Below are 15,764 nucleotides of genomic sequence, written 5' to 3'. Positions count from 1 at the left end.
CTCACCGGTCCTGTCCCGTCGAGACGCCCACGGCCTCCACCGCGGCGACCTTCCACCCGTCGGGCGTCTCAACGAGCTGGCCGTCGAGCCTGGTCCGCGAGGGAGCGGCGGCGTTCTCCGTCACCTCGAGGGCCGCGATGACACGTGCCGTCCCGCGCGCGAGGTCCACCTCGGTGACCGCGGCACGCAGCAGCCGGACGGACCTGGTGGTCCCCGCCGCCCGCACCGCGGCGAGGTTCTGCTCGCGCTGCTCCCGCAGCTGATCCAGCAGGGGCCCGGTGGCGGCGCGCTCCCACCGGTCGAGGCCCGCATCGGCGTCGGCGGCCGCGATCGTGCTCAGCTCCACCAGCGCGCGAGAGCCGGCGTCGAGCACGACGTCACGGGTGCCGGCGAGCTGCACGTCCGGGTCGGAGGCCGCCTGCCACCACAGCAGCCCTGCGACGACCGTCGCGAGCCCTGCCCATGCGACGAGGAGCGTCCGCGGCGGGATCCTCACGGCAGCCCCAGCAGCTGGGCGAGGGTGCGTGCGCCGCCGCCGTCCATCTGCCCGACGGGGCCCGGCAACCGTTGCGGCTCCACCTCGGGCTCGGCCTCCGTGCCGGAACCGCCTGCCTCGGCCGGACCGTCCGGCTCGTCACCGCGAGGCGCGTTCTGCGCTCCCCGCACGCTGATCGGGCTGCCGTCGGGCTCGGCGCAGCCCACGTCGTAGTTGGGCTCGGCCGTGGTGAGCTCGTCGGCACGACGTTGGGCGGTCTCCTCGTAGCCCCTCGTGCACGGCAGCGGATCGAAGAAGTTGAGCACGAGGCCCAGGTGCCCCCGCCCGTCCGGGGCGGTGCTCGGTGTGAACGCGTTGATCACCGGGAACGCCACCAGCAGCTGCTCGATGGCGTCAGTGCGGCTCTCGGTGACCTCCGAGACGGTGAGCAGGTTCGCGATCAGCACCGACATGTCCGAACCGGACTTCCGCAGGAGGTCCTCGATGTGCCGGGCCACCCGGGGCGACGCGGTGATCACGCGGCGCAGGTCGGGGTCGGAGTCGGCGAGCTGCTCGCTGATCTGCCGGAGGCCCTTGCTGTAGGCGAGGATCTCCGCGCTCTGGTCCTCCTGCGTGGCCAGCACGGTGCGGCCGTCGGCGAGCAACCCGACGGTCTGCGGCAGGTGCTCGCTGGCCGTGTCGACGAACGCGCCTCCGCCGTCGAGCAGCCGTTGCAGCGGCGGTCCGGCGCCGTCGAACGCGGTGCCCAGCTCCGCGACGACGGTCTGCACGGAGTCGATCGGCACGCTCGTGAGCAGCCCGTCCAGGTGGGCCAGCACGTCCTCGGTGCGCGGCGGAAGCTCGGTGCGCTCGACCGCGATCACGGAACCCTCGGTGAGGTACGGCGGATCGCCGTCGTCGGGCTGCAGGTCCACGAACTGCTCGCCGATCGCGGACCGGTTGGCGATCACGGCCCGCGCCGCGGCCGGGATCTGGGGCGCGGTGTCGTCGATGTCCAGCTCCACGGCGACACCGGTGCTGGTCAGGCGCAGGTCCACCACCCGCCCGACGGCCACCCCTCGGTAGGTCACCTCGGCGTTCTCGAAGATCCCGCCGGAGTCGGCCAGCTGCACGGTGACGCGGTAGCCGCCAGCGCCGAAGAGGCGATCGAGCCCCGCGTAGCGGCCGCCGACGTAGGTGACGCCGACGGCGGCGATCAGCAGGAACACCGCGAGCTGGACGCGGATCTTGCGAGTGATCACCGCGATCCCCCCAGCAGGCCGTCGAGCAGGCCGGGCGACTCGCCCTCGTCGGGCTCCGCACGCTCCTCGTCCGGTACGTCGGGCTCACCACCGCCTCCGAGGAGCGGCAGCTCGGGCAGGGCGGGCAGGGCGGGCAACTCGGGCAGCGCGGGCACGGCGTCCGGCAGCGGGACGATCGGCTGCGAGGACCGGCTGAGGTTGCCGAGGATGCCGGTCAGGTCCATCTCGATCCGGACGTCGGTGTTGAAGTAGTCGCCCTTCAGCGACTCCATCGCGTAGTCGGGGAACGGGTAGCTGAGGAAGAACTGCAGTGACCGGGGCAGGTCGCTACCGGCCTCGGCGAGCTTCTGCAGGATCGGGGCGAGCGCGCGGAGGTCGGCGATCAGGTCATCGCGGCTGCGGTTCACGGTGTCGACCGCCACCGCGGACAGATCATCGAGCGCCCGGAGCATGCCGACCAGCTGGTCGCGCTGGTGGTTGAGCGCATCGATGCCGGGGGCGAGATCCTCCAGCGCGGTGGCGACGTGGTCGGTCTGCCCGACGAGCTCGGCGGACAGCCGGTGCAGGCCGTCGATCGCCCGCACGATCGTGCCCTTCTGCTCGTCCAGGTCGCCGATGACGGTGTCGAGCCGGGAGAGCAGCGACCGGATCTGGGGCTCGTTGCCCGACAGCGTTTGGTTGACCTCCCGGACGATGTCGTTGAGGTGCGCCACCCCGCCCCCGTTCAGCAGCAGGGAGAGCGCGGCGAGCACCTCCTCGACCTCGGGGTTGCGCCGGGTCGCCGCCAGCGGGATCACGTCACCGTCGCGCAGCCGGCCGCGCGGCAGCTCCGCCGTCGGGGCGGAGAGCTCCACGAACTTCTCCCCGAGCAGGCTGGACTGGCGCAGCTCGGCGCGCGCGTTCGCGGGCAGCTCGACGTCGCCGTGCACCGCGAGGTCGACGAGCGCGGCGGAGTTGTCCGGCGCAAGCGAGATCGACTCCACGCGCCCGACCGCGACGTCGTTCAGCTTGACGCCTGCCTGCGGGACGAGGTCGAGGACGTCGTCGAACTCGGCGGTGACGCGGTACGGGTGGCCGCCGAGGTCGGCGCCGCCGGGCAGTGGGGTGTCGTAGAGGCCGCGGTAGCCGCCGGTTCCGCACCCCGCGAGCAGGATGCCCACCCCGATGATCACGCCGATCCGCTTCATCGCGGCCCGCCGATCGACGGGACCAGCGTCGAGGACTCCCCGGTGAGCGCCTCCACGAGGGGCAGTGGGATCGCGGGGGTCTTGCCCTGCTGCAGATCCCCGAGCAGCTCCGCCACCGAGGGGAGCGGCACCGCGCCGTCGAGCACGGGGGCGAGATCGCCGCACGCCGCGGTGACCTCCGGCGGAACGGTGCCCGCGATTCCACGCTGGACCAGCGTGCAGAGCGTCATCACCGGCGACAGGGCGAGCTCGGGGAACGCACCGCGCACGGCCACCGATCCGGATGCGGCGTCGTAGGCGTTGATGAAGTTCGAGGCGCCGAGCGGTGCCACGTCGATGACCTCGGCGAGCGCCTTGCGCTGGTCGACGAGCGCCTTGGTGACCCCGGCCAGCCGCGCCACGTTGGCGGAGATGAGGTCCTTGTTGTCCGCGATGAACGTGTCGACCTTCTCCAGCGCCGCGGCCAGGGAGCTCAGCGAGCTGCCCAGCTGCTCCCGCTCGTCGGCGAGGAAACCGGCGACGTCCGCGAGCCGGGTCTGGAACTCGCGGATCTGCGCGTCGCTCTCGGCGAGGGTCGCGGTGAAGCGGTGCAGGTTGTCGACGGTGGCGAACAGGTCGTCCCGCGAGTCCGACAGCGTGCCGGCCAGCTCGCCGAGCCGGGTGAGCGTGGTGTGGAGGTTCTCCCCGTTGCCGTCGAGGTTCGCGGCCGCGGTGTCGAGCACGGACGAGAGCGCACCATCGGCGTTCGCGCCGTTGGGGCCCAGCGCCGTCGAGAGCTCGTCGATGCTGCGCATCAAGGCGTCGATCTCGACGGGCGTTGCCGTGCGCTCGCGCGGGATCACCGTGCCCGTCTCCATCGCGGGCCCGTCGACGTGTGCGGGCGTGAGCTGCACGTACCGGTCGCTCACCAGGCTCGGGGCCACCACCACCGCCGACGCGTCCGGCGGGATCGGGAACTCGGGCCGCACCCTCAGCTCCACGCGCACCGTCGCGCCATCGGGGACCACCGCATCCACCGTTCCCACCTCGATGCCCAGCACGCGCACGGCGGAGCCGGTGTAGAGGCCGACGGCTCGGTCGAAGTGGGCGGTGATCCGGGTGCCATCGGCCGGTTGGAACGCCGCGTACAGACCGGCCACGAGGAGCAGCCCCAGCACGCAGACGAGCGCGGTCGGCGCGGTCCGGCCCCTCACCGGCCGCCCCCGACCGGGAAGTCGCTGGTGACCGGCGGTCCACAGCCGCCGGGGTTGATCTGCAGCGCGCCCCCGTTCACCTCGGGCGGCAGGAGCCCGCACAGGTAGCCGTCGAACCAGCGGCCGTTGCCCACGACGTTGGTGAACGCGCGGGTGTAGAGCGCCATGGCGGCCACGCCACGGGACAGGTTGTCCTGGTTGTCCTCCAGCACGGTGGTGACGCGGTCGAGCTCCTCCAGCGCGGGCCGCAGCTGTTCCTGGTTGTCGTCGACGAGGCCGCTCAGCTGCTCCGCGAGGTCCTGGGTGCCGCGCAGCAGCGCGCTGATCGCGTCCCGCCGGTGCTGCAGCTCCTCCAGCAACCGTGACCCGTCGGCGACCAGCTTCGCCACCTCGTCGTCCCGTTCGGCCAGCGCGCCGCTCACGTCGGCCGTGCTCGCCAGCAGCGTGGCGAGCTCCTCGTCGCGGGACGCGATGGTCTCGGACAGCCGGGACAGCCCGGTCAGGGCTTCGCCGACGTGCCCCGGCGTGCCGCTGAAGGTGTCGGACAGCACCCGGAAGCTCTCTGCCAGCCTCCCGGTGTCGATCTTTTCGACGGTCGTGGCGAACTCGCCAAGGGTGTCGGGGATCTGGAACGGGGTGGCGGTGCGCTCCACCGGGATCGTGGCGGCGGGGTCCTGCTCCCCCGCACCTGCGACGGTGAGCGCCAGGTACTTGTCCCCCAGCAGCGTGCGGATCTTGATGGACGCGCGGGTGGCGTCGCCGACGCGCACGCCGTTCACCCGGAAGGCGACGAGCACCCGGCCGCGGTCCAGCCGGACGTCGCTGACCTCGCCGACCTGCACGCCCGCCACCTGGACCTGGTCTCCCGGCACCAGCCCCGCCGACTCCGCGAAGTGCGCCCGGTAGCGGGTGCCGCCTGCGAGGAACCGCAGGTCCTCCGCGTAGAAGGCGCCCACCGAGACCAGCAGCGCGACCACGATCGCGATCGCCCCGACCACGGCCTGGTTCCGCTGCGCGAGCGGCTTGATCGCGCTCACGGGCCGCACCGTTCCGGCATCGAGGTGCCCGGCGCCGGGACGAACGGCACCGGGGCCGAGACGCCGGGGACGGTCACCTCACCGTCGATGATGCACAGGTAGAAGTTGAACCAGCTCCCGTAGCTCACGGTCCGGGACAGGGCCTCCAGCTTCGGGGCGAGACCCCGCAGCACCCGATCGACCTCGGGCGACTCGGCCGCGAGGTTCCCGGACAGGTCGCCGAGCGCGGCGATGTCGTCGCGCAGCACGGGACGGGCCTCGCCGAGCAGGCCCGCCGTCGTATCGGTGAGATCGCCGATCGCGGCGATGGCCTCCCCGATCGGCTCTCGCTGCGCGGCGAGGCCGCTGACCAGCTGCTGCAGCTCCCCGATGAGGTCGATCAGCTCGGGGGACCGCTCGCTGACCGTGCCGATGACGACGTTCAGGTTGTCGATCACGTCGCCGATCGCGGCGTCCCGATCGGCGATCGTGGACGTCAGCGACGCGGTGGAGGCGAGCAGGCTCTCGATCGTGCCGCCCTCGCCCTGGAAGACCTGGATGATCTCGAACGACAGCCGGTTGACGTCATCGGGCGACAGCGCCCGGAACAGCGGCTGGAACCCGTTGAACAGCGCGGTGAGGTCGAGGGCGGGTTTCGTGCGCTCCACAGGGATCGTCGCGCCGGGGTCGAGGGCAGGCCCGCCTGCGTCGGTCTCCCCCAGCGCGACGTAGCGCTGGCCGATGATGTTGCGGTACTTGATCGTCGCGGTCACGGCGGCCGGGACCCGGCGCTCCGACTCGATCTCCAGCTCCACGGCGGCGAGCGCGTCGTCGAGCACCTCGAGGGACGCCACGCGCCCGACCTTGACGCCCCGGAGCCGCACGTCGTCGCCCTCCGCCAGGCCGGAGGCGTCGGTGAACACGGCGGTGTAGGTCGACGTCGCGCCGAACCCGGTGTTGGCGATCGTCGCGGCGAGCACGCCGGTGAGCAGCACCGTCACGATGGCGAAGATCGCCAGCTTGATCGAGGGACCGGTGACGCTCCTCATCGCAGCGTCACCTCCGTGCCGCGCAGCAACGGCCCGACGAGCATGCCGCTCCACGCGGGCACCTCGGTGGGCATCACACCCATCGTGGGCGCCACGAGCAGCGAGATCAGCTCCTGCTCCGCGGGCGAGTTGGCGACGGCGGCCGGCACCGTCGTGCCCTTGCCGCCCGGCTGGGGCAGGAGGCCCGTCTCGTCCCCGGTCGACGGGGGTGGCGGCATCGTCGAGCCGTCCTCGACCGGGCCGCCCGGCGGGTACTGCGGGAACACATCGGGATGCGCCGGGGTCTCGTAGCAGCGCGGTCCCCGCTTGTCCGCGTACACCGGGTCGTCCACGCCGGGCCGGTACTTCCCGCGGCTCGCGGTGATCTCGATGGTGAGCCGCTGGATCTCGGGGTGCTCGCTGCCCTTGCCGAACACCGTCTCGGCGCGGGCGATGCCCTCCACCAGCTGGCGGAACAGGCACGGGTACTCGGGCGCATAGCGGGCGAGCAGTTCGAGCGTGGAGCGCGACGTCGACACCAGCGAGATCACGTTGTCCCGATTGGCGTCGATGAACCCGGTGAGGTCCTCGGCCGCGCCGGTGACTTCGGCGTAGAACTCCCGCAGCTGCGCCTCCTGCTCGTCGAAGGTGCGCGTGGTGGTGGTGAGCTCGGCGAGCGCGGTCAGCAGGTCGGGCGCGGCTTCGGCGTAGGTGTCGGCCACCGGGCCGAGGTGGTCGAACACAGCCACCAGGTCGGGCACCGCGGGCTGGAACTCGCCCAGGTAGCGCTCCAGGTCGACGAGGGTGTCCCCCAGCCGCTCACCCCGGCCCTCCAGCGCCGTGGCCAGCGCGTTCAACGTGACGGCCAGCTGGTCGGGGCGCACGGCCCGCAGGACCGGGAGCAGGTCGGTGAGCACCTGCTCGACCTCGATGGCGGCGCGGGTGCGGTCCTGCCCGATCACCTCCCCGTCGGCGATGGCCGACGGCGCGGGGACGTCGGGCATCTGCAGCGCGACGAACCGCTCCCCGAACAGCGTCTTGGGCAGCAGCCGTGCGGAGACGTTGGCCGGGATCAGCTCGGTGTGGTCCGGGTCCAGCGCGAGCCGCAGAGCAGCGCCGTTCGCGGCGGTCTGCACCTCCCGCACCTCGCCGACGACGACTCCCCTGATCTTGACGTCCGCGCCGGGGCGCAGCTGGCTGCCGATCCGGTCGGTCTCCAGCCGGACGCTCACCACGGGGGTGAACGCCTTCTGGTAGATCGCAACCGTCAGCGCGACGACCAGCGCGGCGACCAGCAGGAACACGACGCCCAGCAGCATGTACCGGGGCCGCGACGCGCGGTCGTAGCGGATCATCCGGCGATCCGCACGGTCGTGGTCGAGCCCCAGATCGCGAGGCTGAGCAGGAAGTCGAGGATCGACACCAGCACGATCGAGGTCCGGACCGCGCGGCCAACCGCCACCCCGACGCCGGCCGGCCCGCCTGCCGCCGTGAAGCCGTAGTAGCAGTGGGTGAGGATCACCACGAGGGCGAACACGAGCACCTTGAGGAACGACCACAGCACGTCTTCCGGGGGTAGGAAGAGCGCGAAGTAGTGGTCGTAGGTGCCTGCCGACTGCCCGTAGAACCACACCGTGGTCTGCCGGGACGCGAGGTAGGCCGCGAGCAGGCCGACGACGTACAGCGGCACGACCGCGGCGAAGCCCGCCACCACCCTCGTGGTGACGAGGAAGGGCATGCTGCGCACGCCCATCACCTCGAGCGCGTCGACCTCCTCCGAGATCCGCATCGCGCCGAGCTGCGCGGTGAACCCGCATCCGACGGTGGCCGACAGCGCGAGTCCGGCCGAGAGCGGCGCGACCTCCCGGGTGTTGAAGTACGCCGAGATGAAGCCGGTGAGCGCCGCCGTGCCCAGCTGGTCGAGCGCCGAGTAGCCCTGCAGACCGACGATGGCGCCCGTGAAGATCGTCATCCCGATCATCACGCCGAGCGTGCCGCCGATCACCGCGAGCCCGGCCGCGCCGAAGCAGACCTCCGTGAGCAGGCGCAGCGTCTCCCGGGGATACCGGCGGACGGCCCGCGGCCCCCACGCGATCGCCCGCCAGTAGAACGCGAGCTGCCACCCGAGGTCGGCGAGGACGTCGGCCCACCGGTCGGCGCCGCGGACCGCCTTCCAGCCCAGGCTGGTGGACGAGACGGGCGAGATGGGGGTGCGGGTCGTCATCGCGCGGTCACAGCCCCCTCGGCGGCACGAGCTGCAGGTAGAAGGCGGTGACGACGAGGTTGATGAGGAACAGCAGCAGGAACGTGACGACCACGGCCTGGTTCACCGCGTCGCCGACGCCCTTCGGCCCACCCGCCGGGTTCAGCCCCCGGTAGGCCGCCACGACCCCGGCCACGAAGCCGTAGAGCAGCGCCTTGAACTCGCTGACGGCGAGGTCCGGCAGCTGTGCGAGCGCGTTGAAGCTGGCCAGGTAGGACCCTGGCGTGCCGCCCTGCAGCACGACGTTGAAGAAGTAGCCGCCCATCACCCCGACGACGCTCACCAGGCCGTTGAGCAGCACGGACACGAGCATCGCGGCGAGCACCCTCGGCACGATCAGCCGCTGGACCGGGGAGATGCCGAGCACCTCGAGCGCCGCGATCTCCTCGCGGATCGTGCGGGCCCCGATGTCGGCGCACATCGCAGAGCCGCCCGCGCCGGCCACCAGCAGCGCGGTGATCAGCGGGCTGGCCTGTTGCACGATGGCCAGCGCGCTGGCCGCGCCGGTGAAGGACTGGGCGCCGATCTGCGCGGTGAGCGAGCCGAGCTGCAGCGCGATCACCGCGCCGAACGGGATGGCGACCAGCGCCGTCGGCAGGATCGTGACGCTGGCGAAGAACCAGCTCTGCTGGATGAACTCCCGCCCCTGGAACGGGCGGCGTGGCAGCGCGCGCAGCACCTGCCACGACAGCGTCGTCAGCCGGCCGACGTGGCGCAGCGCCGCGACGCCGGGTATCAGCGTGGGGAAGACCGGCCCCGTCATGCGAGATTGAGGGCGTGGGTCGCGGTGGCTCCGCCGTCGGCCACGAACTCGGCGCCGGTGCAGTAGGAGCTCTCGTCGCTGGCGAGGAACACCACGAGGCCTGCGATCTCATCCGGGCGCCCGACCCGGCGCAGCGCGACCTTGCGTCCGACCGGAGTCAGGTCGATCTCCGCGCCGCCCGCCGCATCGCGGACCATGTCCGTGTCGATCATCCCGGGATGCACCGAGTTCACGCGGATCCCGTGCTCACCCAGCTCCACCGCGGCGACCTTCGTCATGCCGCGGATGGCGAACTTGCTGGCGGCGTAGGCCACGAGGTACGGCGCGGCGGCGAGGCCCTCGATCGAGGAGACGTTGACGATCGAGCCGCCGCCCGCCTCCCGCATCACCGGAACCACCGCGCGCATCCCGAGGAACGTGCCAATCTGGTTGACCCGGATCACCCGCTCGTAGTCGGCGAGCGTCGTGTCGGCGACCGCGCCGAAGTGCAGGACGCCCGCGTTGTTGACCAGCACGTCGATGCGCCCGATCCGGGCCACCGCGTCCGCCCAGTCCTGCTCGGAGGAGACGTCGAGGTGCACGTACTCGGCCGCGTCCCCCAGCTCGTCCGCGCACGCCTTGCCCAGGTCGTCCCGGACGTCGGCGGCGTACACGCGGGCGCCCTCCGCGACGCACGCGCGCACGGCCGCCGCGCCCTGCCCACGGGCGGCGCCGGTGATCAGTACGACTTTCTCGTCGAGCCTCACATGAGCTCCTCGGTGAGCGGCATCATGACCGTCTTGAGCTCGGTGTAGGCCTCGAACGCCGCCTGCCCGCCCTCCCGGCCGAGCCCGGATTGCTTGAACCCGCCGAAGGGCAGGTGCGGTTCGAGCTGGAAGCCGTTGATCCCGACGGTGCCTGCCCGCAGCCGCTGCGCCACGCGGAACGCCCGCCGCGCGTCGGCGGTGTAGATGCCGGCGCCCAGGCCGTAGTCGGAGTCGTTCGCGAGCCGCACGGCCTCGTCCTCGTCGGTGAACGGGACGACCGCGAGAACGGGGCCGAAGATCTCCTCCTGCGCGATCGGCATCGTGTTGTCGACGTCGGCGAAGATCGTGGGGGCCACGAAGTTGCCGGCGCCGAGGTCGCCGTCGAGCCGGTTGCCGCCGGTGACGAGCCGCGCGCCGGCCTCGACGCCGCCCTCGATGTGGCCGAGCACCCGGTCGAGCTGGCGCTCGGTGATCAGCGGGCTGGACAGCACGGCGGGGTCGAACGGATCGCCGTAGGTGATCATCCCGGCCATCAGCTTCGCGGCCTCGAGGAACTGGTCGTAGACGTCCCGGTGCACCAGCGCCCTGGTGTGTGCGACGCACGCCTGACCCGACAGGCCGAGGGTGACCATGCCCATCGCGGTCATGCCGGCGAGCCCGACGTCCGGGGCGTCCGGGAACACGAGCGCGGGGCTCTTGCCGCCGAGCTCGAGCGAGACCCGCTTCATGGTGCCCGCCGACGCCTCGATGATCCGCCGCCCGACCGCGCGGCTGCCGGTGAAGCTCACCTTGTCCACCAGCGGGTGGGAGATCAGCGCGTCGCCGGTGGGTTCGCCCGGGCCGGTGACGACGTGCAAAGCGCCGTCGGGCACCCCGGCGTCGCGCAGCAGCTGGACGATGCGCAGCACCGTGAAGGTCGCGTGCTCCGACGGCTTCACCACCACGGTGCAGCCCGCGGCCAGCGCAGGCGCCACCTTCTGCGCGAACAGCAGGAACGGGGCGTTCCACGGCAGCACCGCCGCGACCACGCCGACCGGTTCGCGGAAGGTCATCGCGAGGTGGTCGCCGCCCTGGTAGGGCGGAAGCGTCTGGCCGCCGACCTTGTCCACCCAGCCGGCGTGGTGGTCGAACGCGTCCGCGGCCACCTCCACCGACGTCGCGTACACGGGCGCGAAGGACAGCGGCACGCCGTTGTCCAGCGCCTGCAGGGCCCGTAGCTCGTCGGCGTGCTCACGCAGGGCGTCGGCGCACCGCCGCAGCACCCGGATCCGCTCTCCCGCGCGGCTGCGTGGCCAGCCACCCTCGTCGAAGCCGCGGCGGGCGGCGCGCACGGCGTCGTCGACGTCGGTGGCGTCCGCGATCGCGAACCGCCCGATCACCTCGCCGGTGGCCGGATGGCGGTGCTCCCAGGAGGCACCGGCCCGACCCGGCCGCCAGTCGCCGTCGATCAGGAGCAGGCCGTCGGTCAGTCCGACCGAGTCGCGACGCTGCTGCACGGTGAGGGGCATCGGTGCCTCCTGGGCTGGGGAGCGGACGGTACAGCGGTGGGGCTAGGGCGGGCCGAGTACCTCCGTGGAGGCGAACATGCGGCCCGGGTCGCGGCCCGTGAAGTGGGCACCGACGGTGGCGTCGAGCTCGGCGGGCGTCCAATGCCCCGCCGAATCGAAGCGCCGCTCGACCGTGGGCGGCGCGAGCAGCGCGACCATGCCGCCGTGCACGACGAACACCTGGCCGCTGATCGCCTGCGCGGCGGGCGAGGCGAGGTAGGCGACGAGCGGCGCGACGTGGTCGACGGAGAGCGGGTCGGGGCCGTCCGGCGGTGCTCCGAAGACGTCCGAGGTCATCGCGGTGCGAGCGCGCGGACAGATCGCGTTGGCCGTGACGCCGTAGCGCTGCATGGCGCGGGCCGTGGAGACGGTGAGCGCGACGATCCCCGCCTTGGCCGCCGCGTAGTTCGCCTGGCCGGGCGGCCCGAGCAGGAACGCCTCCGACGCGGTGTTCACGATCCGGCCGTGGACGGGGGCGCCCGCTTCCTTCGACTGCGCCCGCCAGTGCGCTGCGGCGCGCTGGGACAATAGGAAATGCCCGCGCAGATGGACGCGGATGACGAGGTCCCAGTCCTCGTCGGACATGCTGAAGAGCATGCGGTCGCGCACAAGGCCGGCGTTGTTCACCACCACGTGCAGCCCGCCGAGCTGTCCGACGGCCGAGGCGAGCAGCGCGTCGGCTGTCGCGCTCTCCCCGACGTCGCCCGCGACGAACACCGCCTTGCCACCGAGCCGCTCGATATCCTCCACGACCGCAACGGCAGCCGGGTCGACGTCGTTAATCACTAGGTCTGCACCTGCGGCGGCCAGCGCCAACGCTTCGGCCCTGCCGAGCCCGGCGCCCGCCCCGGTGACGACCGCGACCTTGCCCCGCAGGCTGTACACCTCTGGTGTCGGGTCCACGCGAGACTCCTGCGTCCGGGAACGTGACAGTGGTCCTGTCGCGCGCGTCACACTAGAACCTGTTCTCGATTTCGTCAATCTCCACGCCGTGGGACTGCTGCTAGTCTGCTAGAACGCGTTCCAGTTCTAGTTCGGAGGGGTCGATGCGGATCGCCGACACACCGCAACAGGAGGCGCTGCGGAAGGAACTGCGCGCCTACTTCGCGGAGCTGATGACCCCGGAACGGCGGAACGCGCTGACGTCCGGGGCGGGCGAGTACGGCGACGGCAAGGTCTACCGCGACGTCGTGCGGCAGATGGGCGCGGACGGCTGGCTGACGCTCGGCTGGCCCCGCGAGTTCGGCGGCCAGGACCGGTCGCTGTTCGACCAACTGATCTTCACCGACGAGGCGGCGCTCGCGGGCGCACCGGTGCCGTTCCTGACGATCAACACGATCGGCCCGACGATCATGCACTTCGGGACGCCGGAACAGCAGGAGTTCTTCCTCCCCCGCATCGCCGCGGGCGAGCTGCACTTCGCCATCGGTTACTCCGAGCCCGAGGCAGGCACCGATCTCGCCGCCCTGCGCACCCGCGCCGTCCGCGACGGGGACGAGTGGGTGGTCAACGGCCAGAAGATGTGGACCAGCCTCATCCAGCACGCCGACTACGTCTGGCTCGCCTGCCGCACCGACCCCGACGCGCCCAAGCACCGGGGCATCTCGATCCTCGTCGTCCCCACCGACGCGCCCGGGTTCTCCTGGACGCCTGTGCGCACCGTGGCCGGCGTCGGCACCAGCGCCACCTACTACTCCGACGTGCGCGTGCCCGCGGCATCGCTCGTCGGGCCGGAGAACCAGGGCTGGAAGCTCATCACCAACCAGCTCAACCACGAGCGCGTCGCGCTCACCTCGGCCGCGCCGCTGTTCCGCGCGATCGACGAGGTGCGCGACTGGGCGCGGTCGACCGGCGTGATCGAGCAGGAGTGGGCACGGGTGCTGCTCGCCCGCGTGCACGTCAAGGCCGAGGTGCTCAAGCTGATGAACTGGCGGATCGCCGCGGCAGGTGACGACTCGCCCGGCCCGGCCGCTGCGTCGGCCACCAAGCTGTACGGCACCGAGCTCGCCACCGAGGCCTACCGGCTGCTCATGGAGGTGCTCGGCCCGAGCGCCACCATCCGGGAGGGCTCGCCGGGGGCCGCGCTGCGCGGCCGGATCGAACGGATGCACCGCTCGTCGCTGATCCTGACCTTCGGCGGCGGCACCAACGAGGTGCAGCGCGACATCATCGCCGCCGTCGCGCTCGGCCTCCCGACCGCCCGCCGCTGATCTGGAGGAACCGTGGACTTCACCCCCACCGAGGCCCAGCAGGACCTCGCCGCGCTGGCGCGCCGGATCCTCGCCGACCACGCCACGCCGGAGCGGTCGACACAGCTGTGGCCTGCGCTCGCGGAGGCGGGCGTGCTGGCCGCGGCGCTGCCCGAGCACGTCGGCGGGAGCGGGTTCGGGCTGCTCGAACGGTGCAGCGTGCTGGTGGAGGCCGGCCGAGCGGTCGCGCCCATTCCCTACCTGCCCTCGATCGTGCTGGGTGCCGCGGCGATCGCCCGGTTCGGCGACGCCGAGCAGCAGGCCCGCTGGGCCCGACCGGCCGCCACCGGGGACATGGTGCTCACGGCGGCCCTCGAGGCGGAGACGCCGGTGCGCGCCGTCGAACGTCCGGGTGGGAGGTGGGCGCTCACCGGCACCCTGACGACGGTCCCGGCCGGGCCGGTCGCCGACCTCGTCCTCGTGCCCTCCGACACCGACGTCTTCCTGGTCACGCCGGACGACCCGGGTGTCACGATGCGCTCGCAGGAGATGGTCGACGGCGATCCAGCGGGCTGGTTGGAGCTCGCCGACGTCGAGCTGGACGCCGACCGTCGCCTCGGCGGCGAGGACGTCGTGGACTGGCTGGTCGCGCACGCGACCGTCGGCGTCTGCGCCCTCCAGCTCGGGGTGACCGAACGGGCAGTCGAGCTCACCGCCGAGTACGCCCGCACCCGCGTGCAGTTCGACCGCCCCATCGGCTCGTTCCAGGCGGTCAGCCAGCGACTCGCCGACGCCCACGTCGACGTCGAGGCCATCCGCCTCACGCTCTGGCAGGCGGCCTGGCAGCTCGCGGCCGGCCACCCCGCCGAGGCCGCGCTGGCCACGGCCAAGTTCTGGGCCGCCGACGCCGGCCACCGGATCGCCCACACGACCGTCCACATCCACGGCGGGGTGGGCATCGACCTCGACCACGTGGTGCACCGCTACTTCGTGGCTGCGAAGCGCAACGAGTTCACCCTGGGCGGCGCGACCGCCCAGCTGCGCCGCCTCGGCAATCTGCTGGCCTCCGCACCGAGGTCGTGAGTGGATACGCGCGCTATCACTCGCGTATCCACTCACGAGGCGGGAGGCCAGTCGGCCCGATGAGCACATCGAGGACAGCAGTGCGGCATGTCGTTCCATCCACGTCGCCGCAGCACGGTGACCACGTCTCGGGCTGCTCCACACGGATCCGCTGACAGGTCACGCCACCCGAACACCAGACGCGAACGTCCAGCCAGCTCAGCCGCGTTGTCCCGCCTGCGATCGCGGAACGCGACGCCCGCGAGCACGTGAGTGCGGCCGTCCAAACGAATCGTGAGCGCAGCGCCGGCATCGTCGTAAACCACGTCTTCGTACAACGTGACGCCGTCCACCGCGAACGGTCCCTGCCGCCGCCCAGATGGAAGCCCATGTGCCTGTTCGACCTCGACGGCGTAGCACTCCTCGAGCACCGACTGGACACCGAGGCGCACGAGGCGAACTGCGGCCAGCAATGCCTGTCGATAGCGCGGCGGCGGCCGCACCTCCAGCTTGTGCTCGACGTCAACCGGCGGGACCCGGCCCGTGACCAGCACCTCGGTCAGCGTGCGCCGAGCAGCACGGGCGTCGCCCTCTGCAGCCGCCATGTCGATGGCGGTGTCGGCACGGCTGGTGACCGGCGGATCGAGCGCCACCACGATGTGGTCGAAAGCTCGCGAGCGGTGCACAACCAGGAGCGGCGGCTGGGAGATCGCCGATGCCCCGTACGGCACGGTGATGTGCACCGGATCTTCGATGATCGGGACAAGCCCCCACTGCTCAGCGGCTGTGCGGTGGCTGAGCACCGCGGCTGCTCCGCCGTAGCGCACGGCAGCCTCGAGACGGGCTGGCCGCGGCAGCGGTCCGGTGAACGTGGCGTAGACGCGCGGAACCACCCACTGCCACCGACCGGCGTCGATCTGAGCAGCGATCATGCCGCGCGTGACACCCATCCCGGCGAGCTGCCGGACGTCGGTGATGCCGTGCTGCTGGGTCTCGATCAGACCCCACAGATCGTGAGCTTGGGGGATTCGAA

At 72.1% G+C, this 15,764-nt stretch carries 15 protein-coding genes; 2 read left to right on the top strand and 13 right to left on the bottom strand.

The window, feature by feature from the left end; genetic code table 11:
* Nucleotide 1: 1 nt before the first annotated feature.
* Genes K1T35_RS06470 through K1T35_RS06415 form a run of 12 tightly spaced genes read right to left on the bottom strand, consistent with a single transcriptional unit; the run spans nucleotide 2 to nucleotide 12,383 of the window.
* Entirely contained in the window at nucleotides 2-496 is a 495-nt protein-coding gene (locus K1T35_RS06470) for a hypothetical protein (protein WP_220259252.1), read from the bottom strand.
* Nucleotides 493-1,737, bottom strand: coding sequence for an MCE family protein (locus K1T35_RS06465; RefSeq protein ID WP_255621637.1), 1,245 nt, complete (start codon nucleotides 1,735-1,737; stop codon nucleotides 493-495). Before K1T35_RS06465 ends, K1T35_RS06470 begins: the two co-directional genes overlap by 4 nt.
* Complete coding sequence (locus tag K1T35_RS06460) at nucleotides 1,734-2,924, bottom strand: MCE family protein (protein WP_220259251.1); 1,191 nt, start codon at nucleotides 2,922-2,924, stop codon at nucleotides 1,734-1,736. The genes K1T35_RS06465 and K1T35_RS06460 overlap by 4 nt, the downstream gene beginning before the upstream one ends.
* A complete protein-coding gene (locus K1T35_RS06455; protein WP_220259250.1) occupies nucleotides 2,921-4,117 on the bottom strand; it encodes an MCE family protein in 1,197 nt (398 codons plus the stop codon). Before K1T35_RS06455 ends, K1T35_RS06460 begins: the two co-directional genes overlap by 4 nt.
* Entirely contained in the window at nucleotides 4,114-5,154 is a 1,041-nt protein-coding gene (locus tag K1T35_RS06450; RefSeq protein WP_370645317.1) for an MCE family protein, read from the bottom strand. The genes K1T35_RS06455 and K1T35_RS06450 overlap by 4 nt, the downstream gene beginning before the upstream one ends.
* Nucleotides 5,151-6,182 carry an MCE family protein gene (locus K1T35_RS06445; RefSeq protein ID WP_220259249.1) on the bottom strand — a complete coding sequence of 344 codons (1,032 nt, stop codon included), beginning with the start codon at nucleotides 6,180-6,182 and terminating at the stop codon, nucleotides 5,151-5,153. Before K1T35_RS06445 ends, K1T35_RS06450 begins: the two co-directional genes overlap by 4 nt.
* Nucleotides 6,179-7,516 carry an MCE family protein gene (locus K1T35_RS06440; RefSeq protein WP_220259248.1) on the bottom strand — a complete coding sequence of 446 codons (1,338 nt, stop codon included), beginning with the start codon at nucleotides 7,514-7,516 and terminating at the stop codon, nucleotides 6,179-6,181. The genes K1T35_RS06445 and K1T35_RS06440 overlap by 4 nt, the downstream gene beginning before the upstream one ends.
* Nucleotides 7,513-8,385: an ABC transporter permease gene (locus tag K1T35_RS06435; protein ID WP_220259247.1), complete on the bottom strand. Its 873-nt coding sequence runs from the start codon at nucleotides 8,383-8,385 to the stop codon at nucleotides 7,513-7,515. Before K1T35_RS06435 ends, K1T35_RS06440 begins: the two co-directional genes overlap by 4 nt.
* A 7-nt stretch (nucleotides 8,386-8,392) precedes the next feature.
* Nucleotides 8,393-9,187 carry an ABC transporter permease gene (locus K1T35_RS06430; protein ID WP_220259246.1) on the bottom strand — a complete coding sequence of 265 codons (795 nt, stop codon included), beginning with the start codon at nucleotides 9,185-9,187 and terminating at the stop codon, nucleotides 8,393-8,395.
* Nucleotides 9,184-9,933 carry a glucose 1-dehydrogenase gene (locus K1T35_RS06425; RefSeq protein ID WP_220259245.1) on the bottom strand — a complete coding sequence of 250 codons (750 nt, stop codon included), beginning with the start codon at nucleotides 9,931-9,933 and terminating at the stop codon, nucleotides 9,184-9,186. The genes K1T35_RS06430 and K1T35_RS06425 overlap by 4 nt, the downstream gene beginning before the upstream one ends.
* A complete protein-coding gene (locus K1T35_RS06420; RefSeq protein ID WP_220259244.1) occupies nucleotides 9,930-11,441 on the bottom strand; it encodes an aldehyde dehydrogenase in 1,512 nt (503 codons plus the stop codon). Before K1T35_RS06420 ends, K1T35_RS06425 begins: the two co-directional genes overlap by 4 nt.
* Nucleotides 11,442-11,483: 42 nt before the next feature.
* Nucleotides 11,484-12,383 carry a 3-oxoacyl-ACP reductase gene (locus K1T35_RS06415; RefSeq protein ID WP_255621634.1) on the bottom strand — a complete coding sequence of 300 codons (900 nt, stop codon included), beginning with the start codon at nucleotides 12,381-12,383 and terminating at the stop codon, nucleotides 11,484-11,486.
* Nucleotides 12,384-12,526: 143 nt separating this feature from the next.
* Between K1T35_RS06415 and K1T35_RS06410 the strand changes: the two genes are divergently transcribed.
* Nucleotides 12,527-13,690, top strand: coding sequence for an acyl-CoA dehydrogenase family protein (locus K1T35_RS06410; RefSeq protein ID WP_220259243.1), 1,164 nt, complete (start codon nucleotides 12,527-12,529; stop codon nucleotides 13,688-13,690).
* A gap of 12 nt (nucleotides 13,691-13,702) precedes the next feature.
* On the top strand, nucleotides 13,703-14,752 hold the full coding sequence (locus tag K1T35_RS06405; RefSeq protein ID WP_220259241.1) for an acyl-CoA dehydrogenase family protein: 1,050 nt from the start codon (nucleotides 13,703-13,705) through the stop codon (nucleotides 14,750-14,752).
* 32 nt (nucleotides 14,753-14,784) lie between these two features.
* Here the strand turns inward: K1T35_RS06405 and K1T35_RS06400 are convergent, their stop codons facing one another.
* Nucleotides 14,785-15,681: a hypothetical protein gene (locus K1T35_RS06400; RefSeq protein WP_255621633.1), complete on the bottom strand. Its 897-nt coding sequence runs from the start codon at nucleotides 15,679-15,681 to the stop codon at nucleotides 14,785-14,787.
* Nucleotides 15,682-15,764 lie beyond the last annotated feature (83 nt).

The sequence above is a fragment of the Pseudonocardia sp. DSM 110487 genome (assembly GCF_019468565.1).
Classification (GTDB): Bacteria; Actinomycetota; Actinomycetes; order Mycobacteriales; family Pseudonocardiaceae; genus Pseudonocardia.
This window is presented reverse-complemented; position numbering and strand designations above follow the sequence as displayed.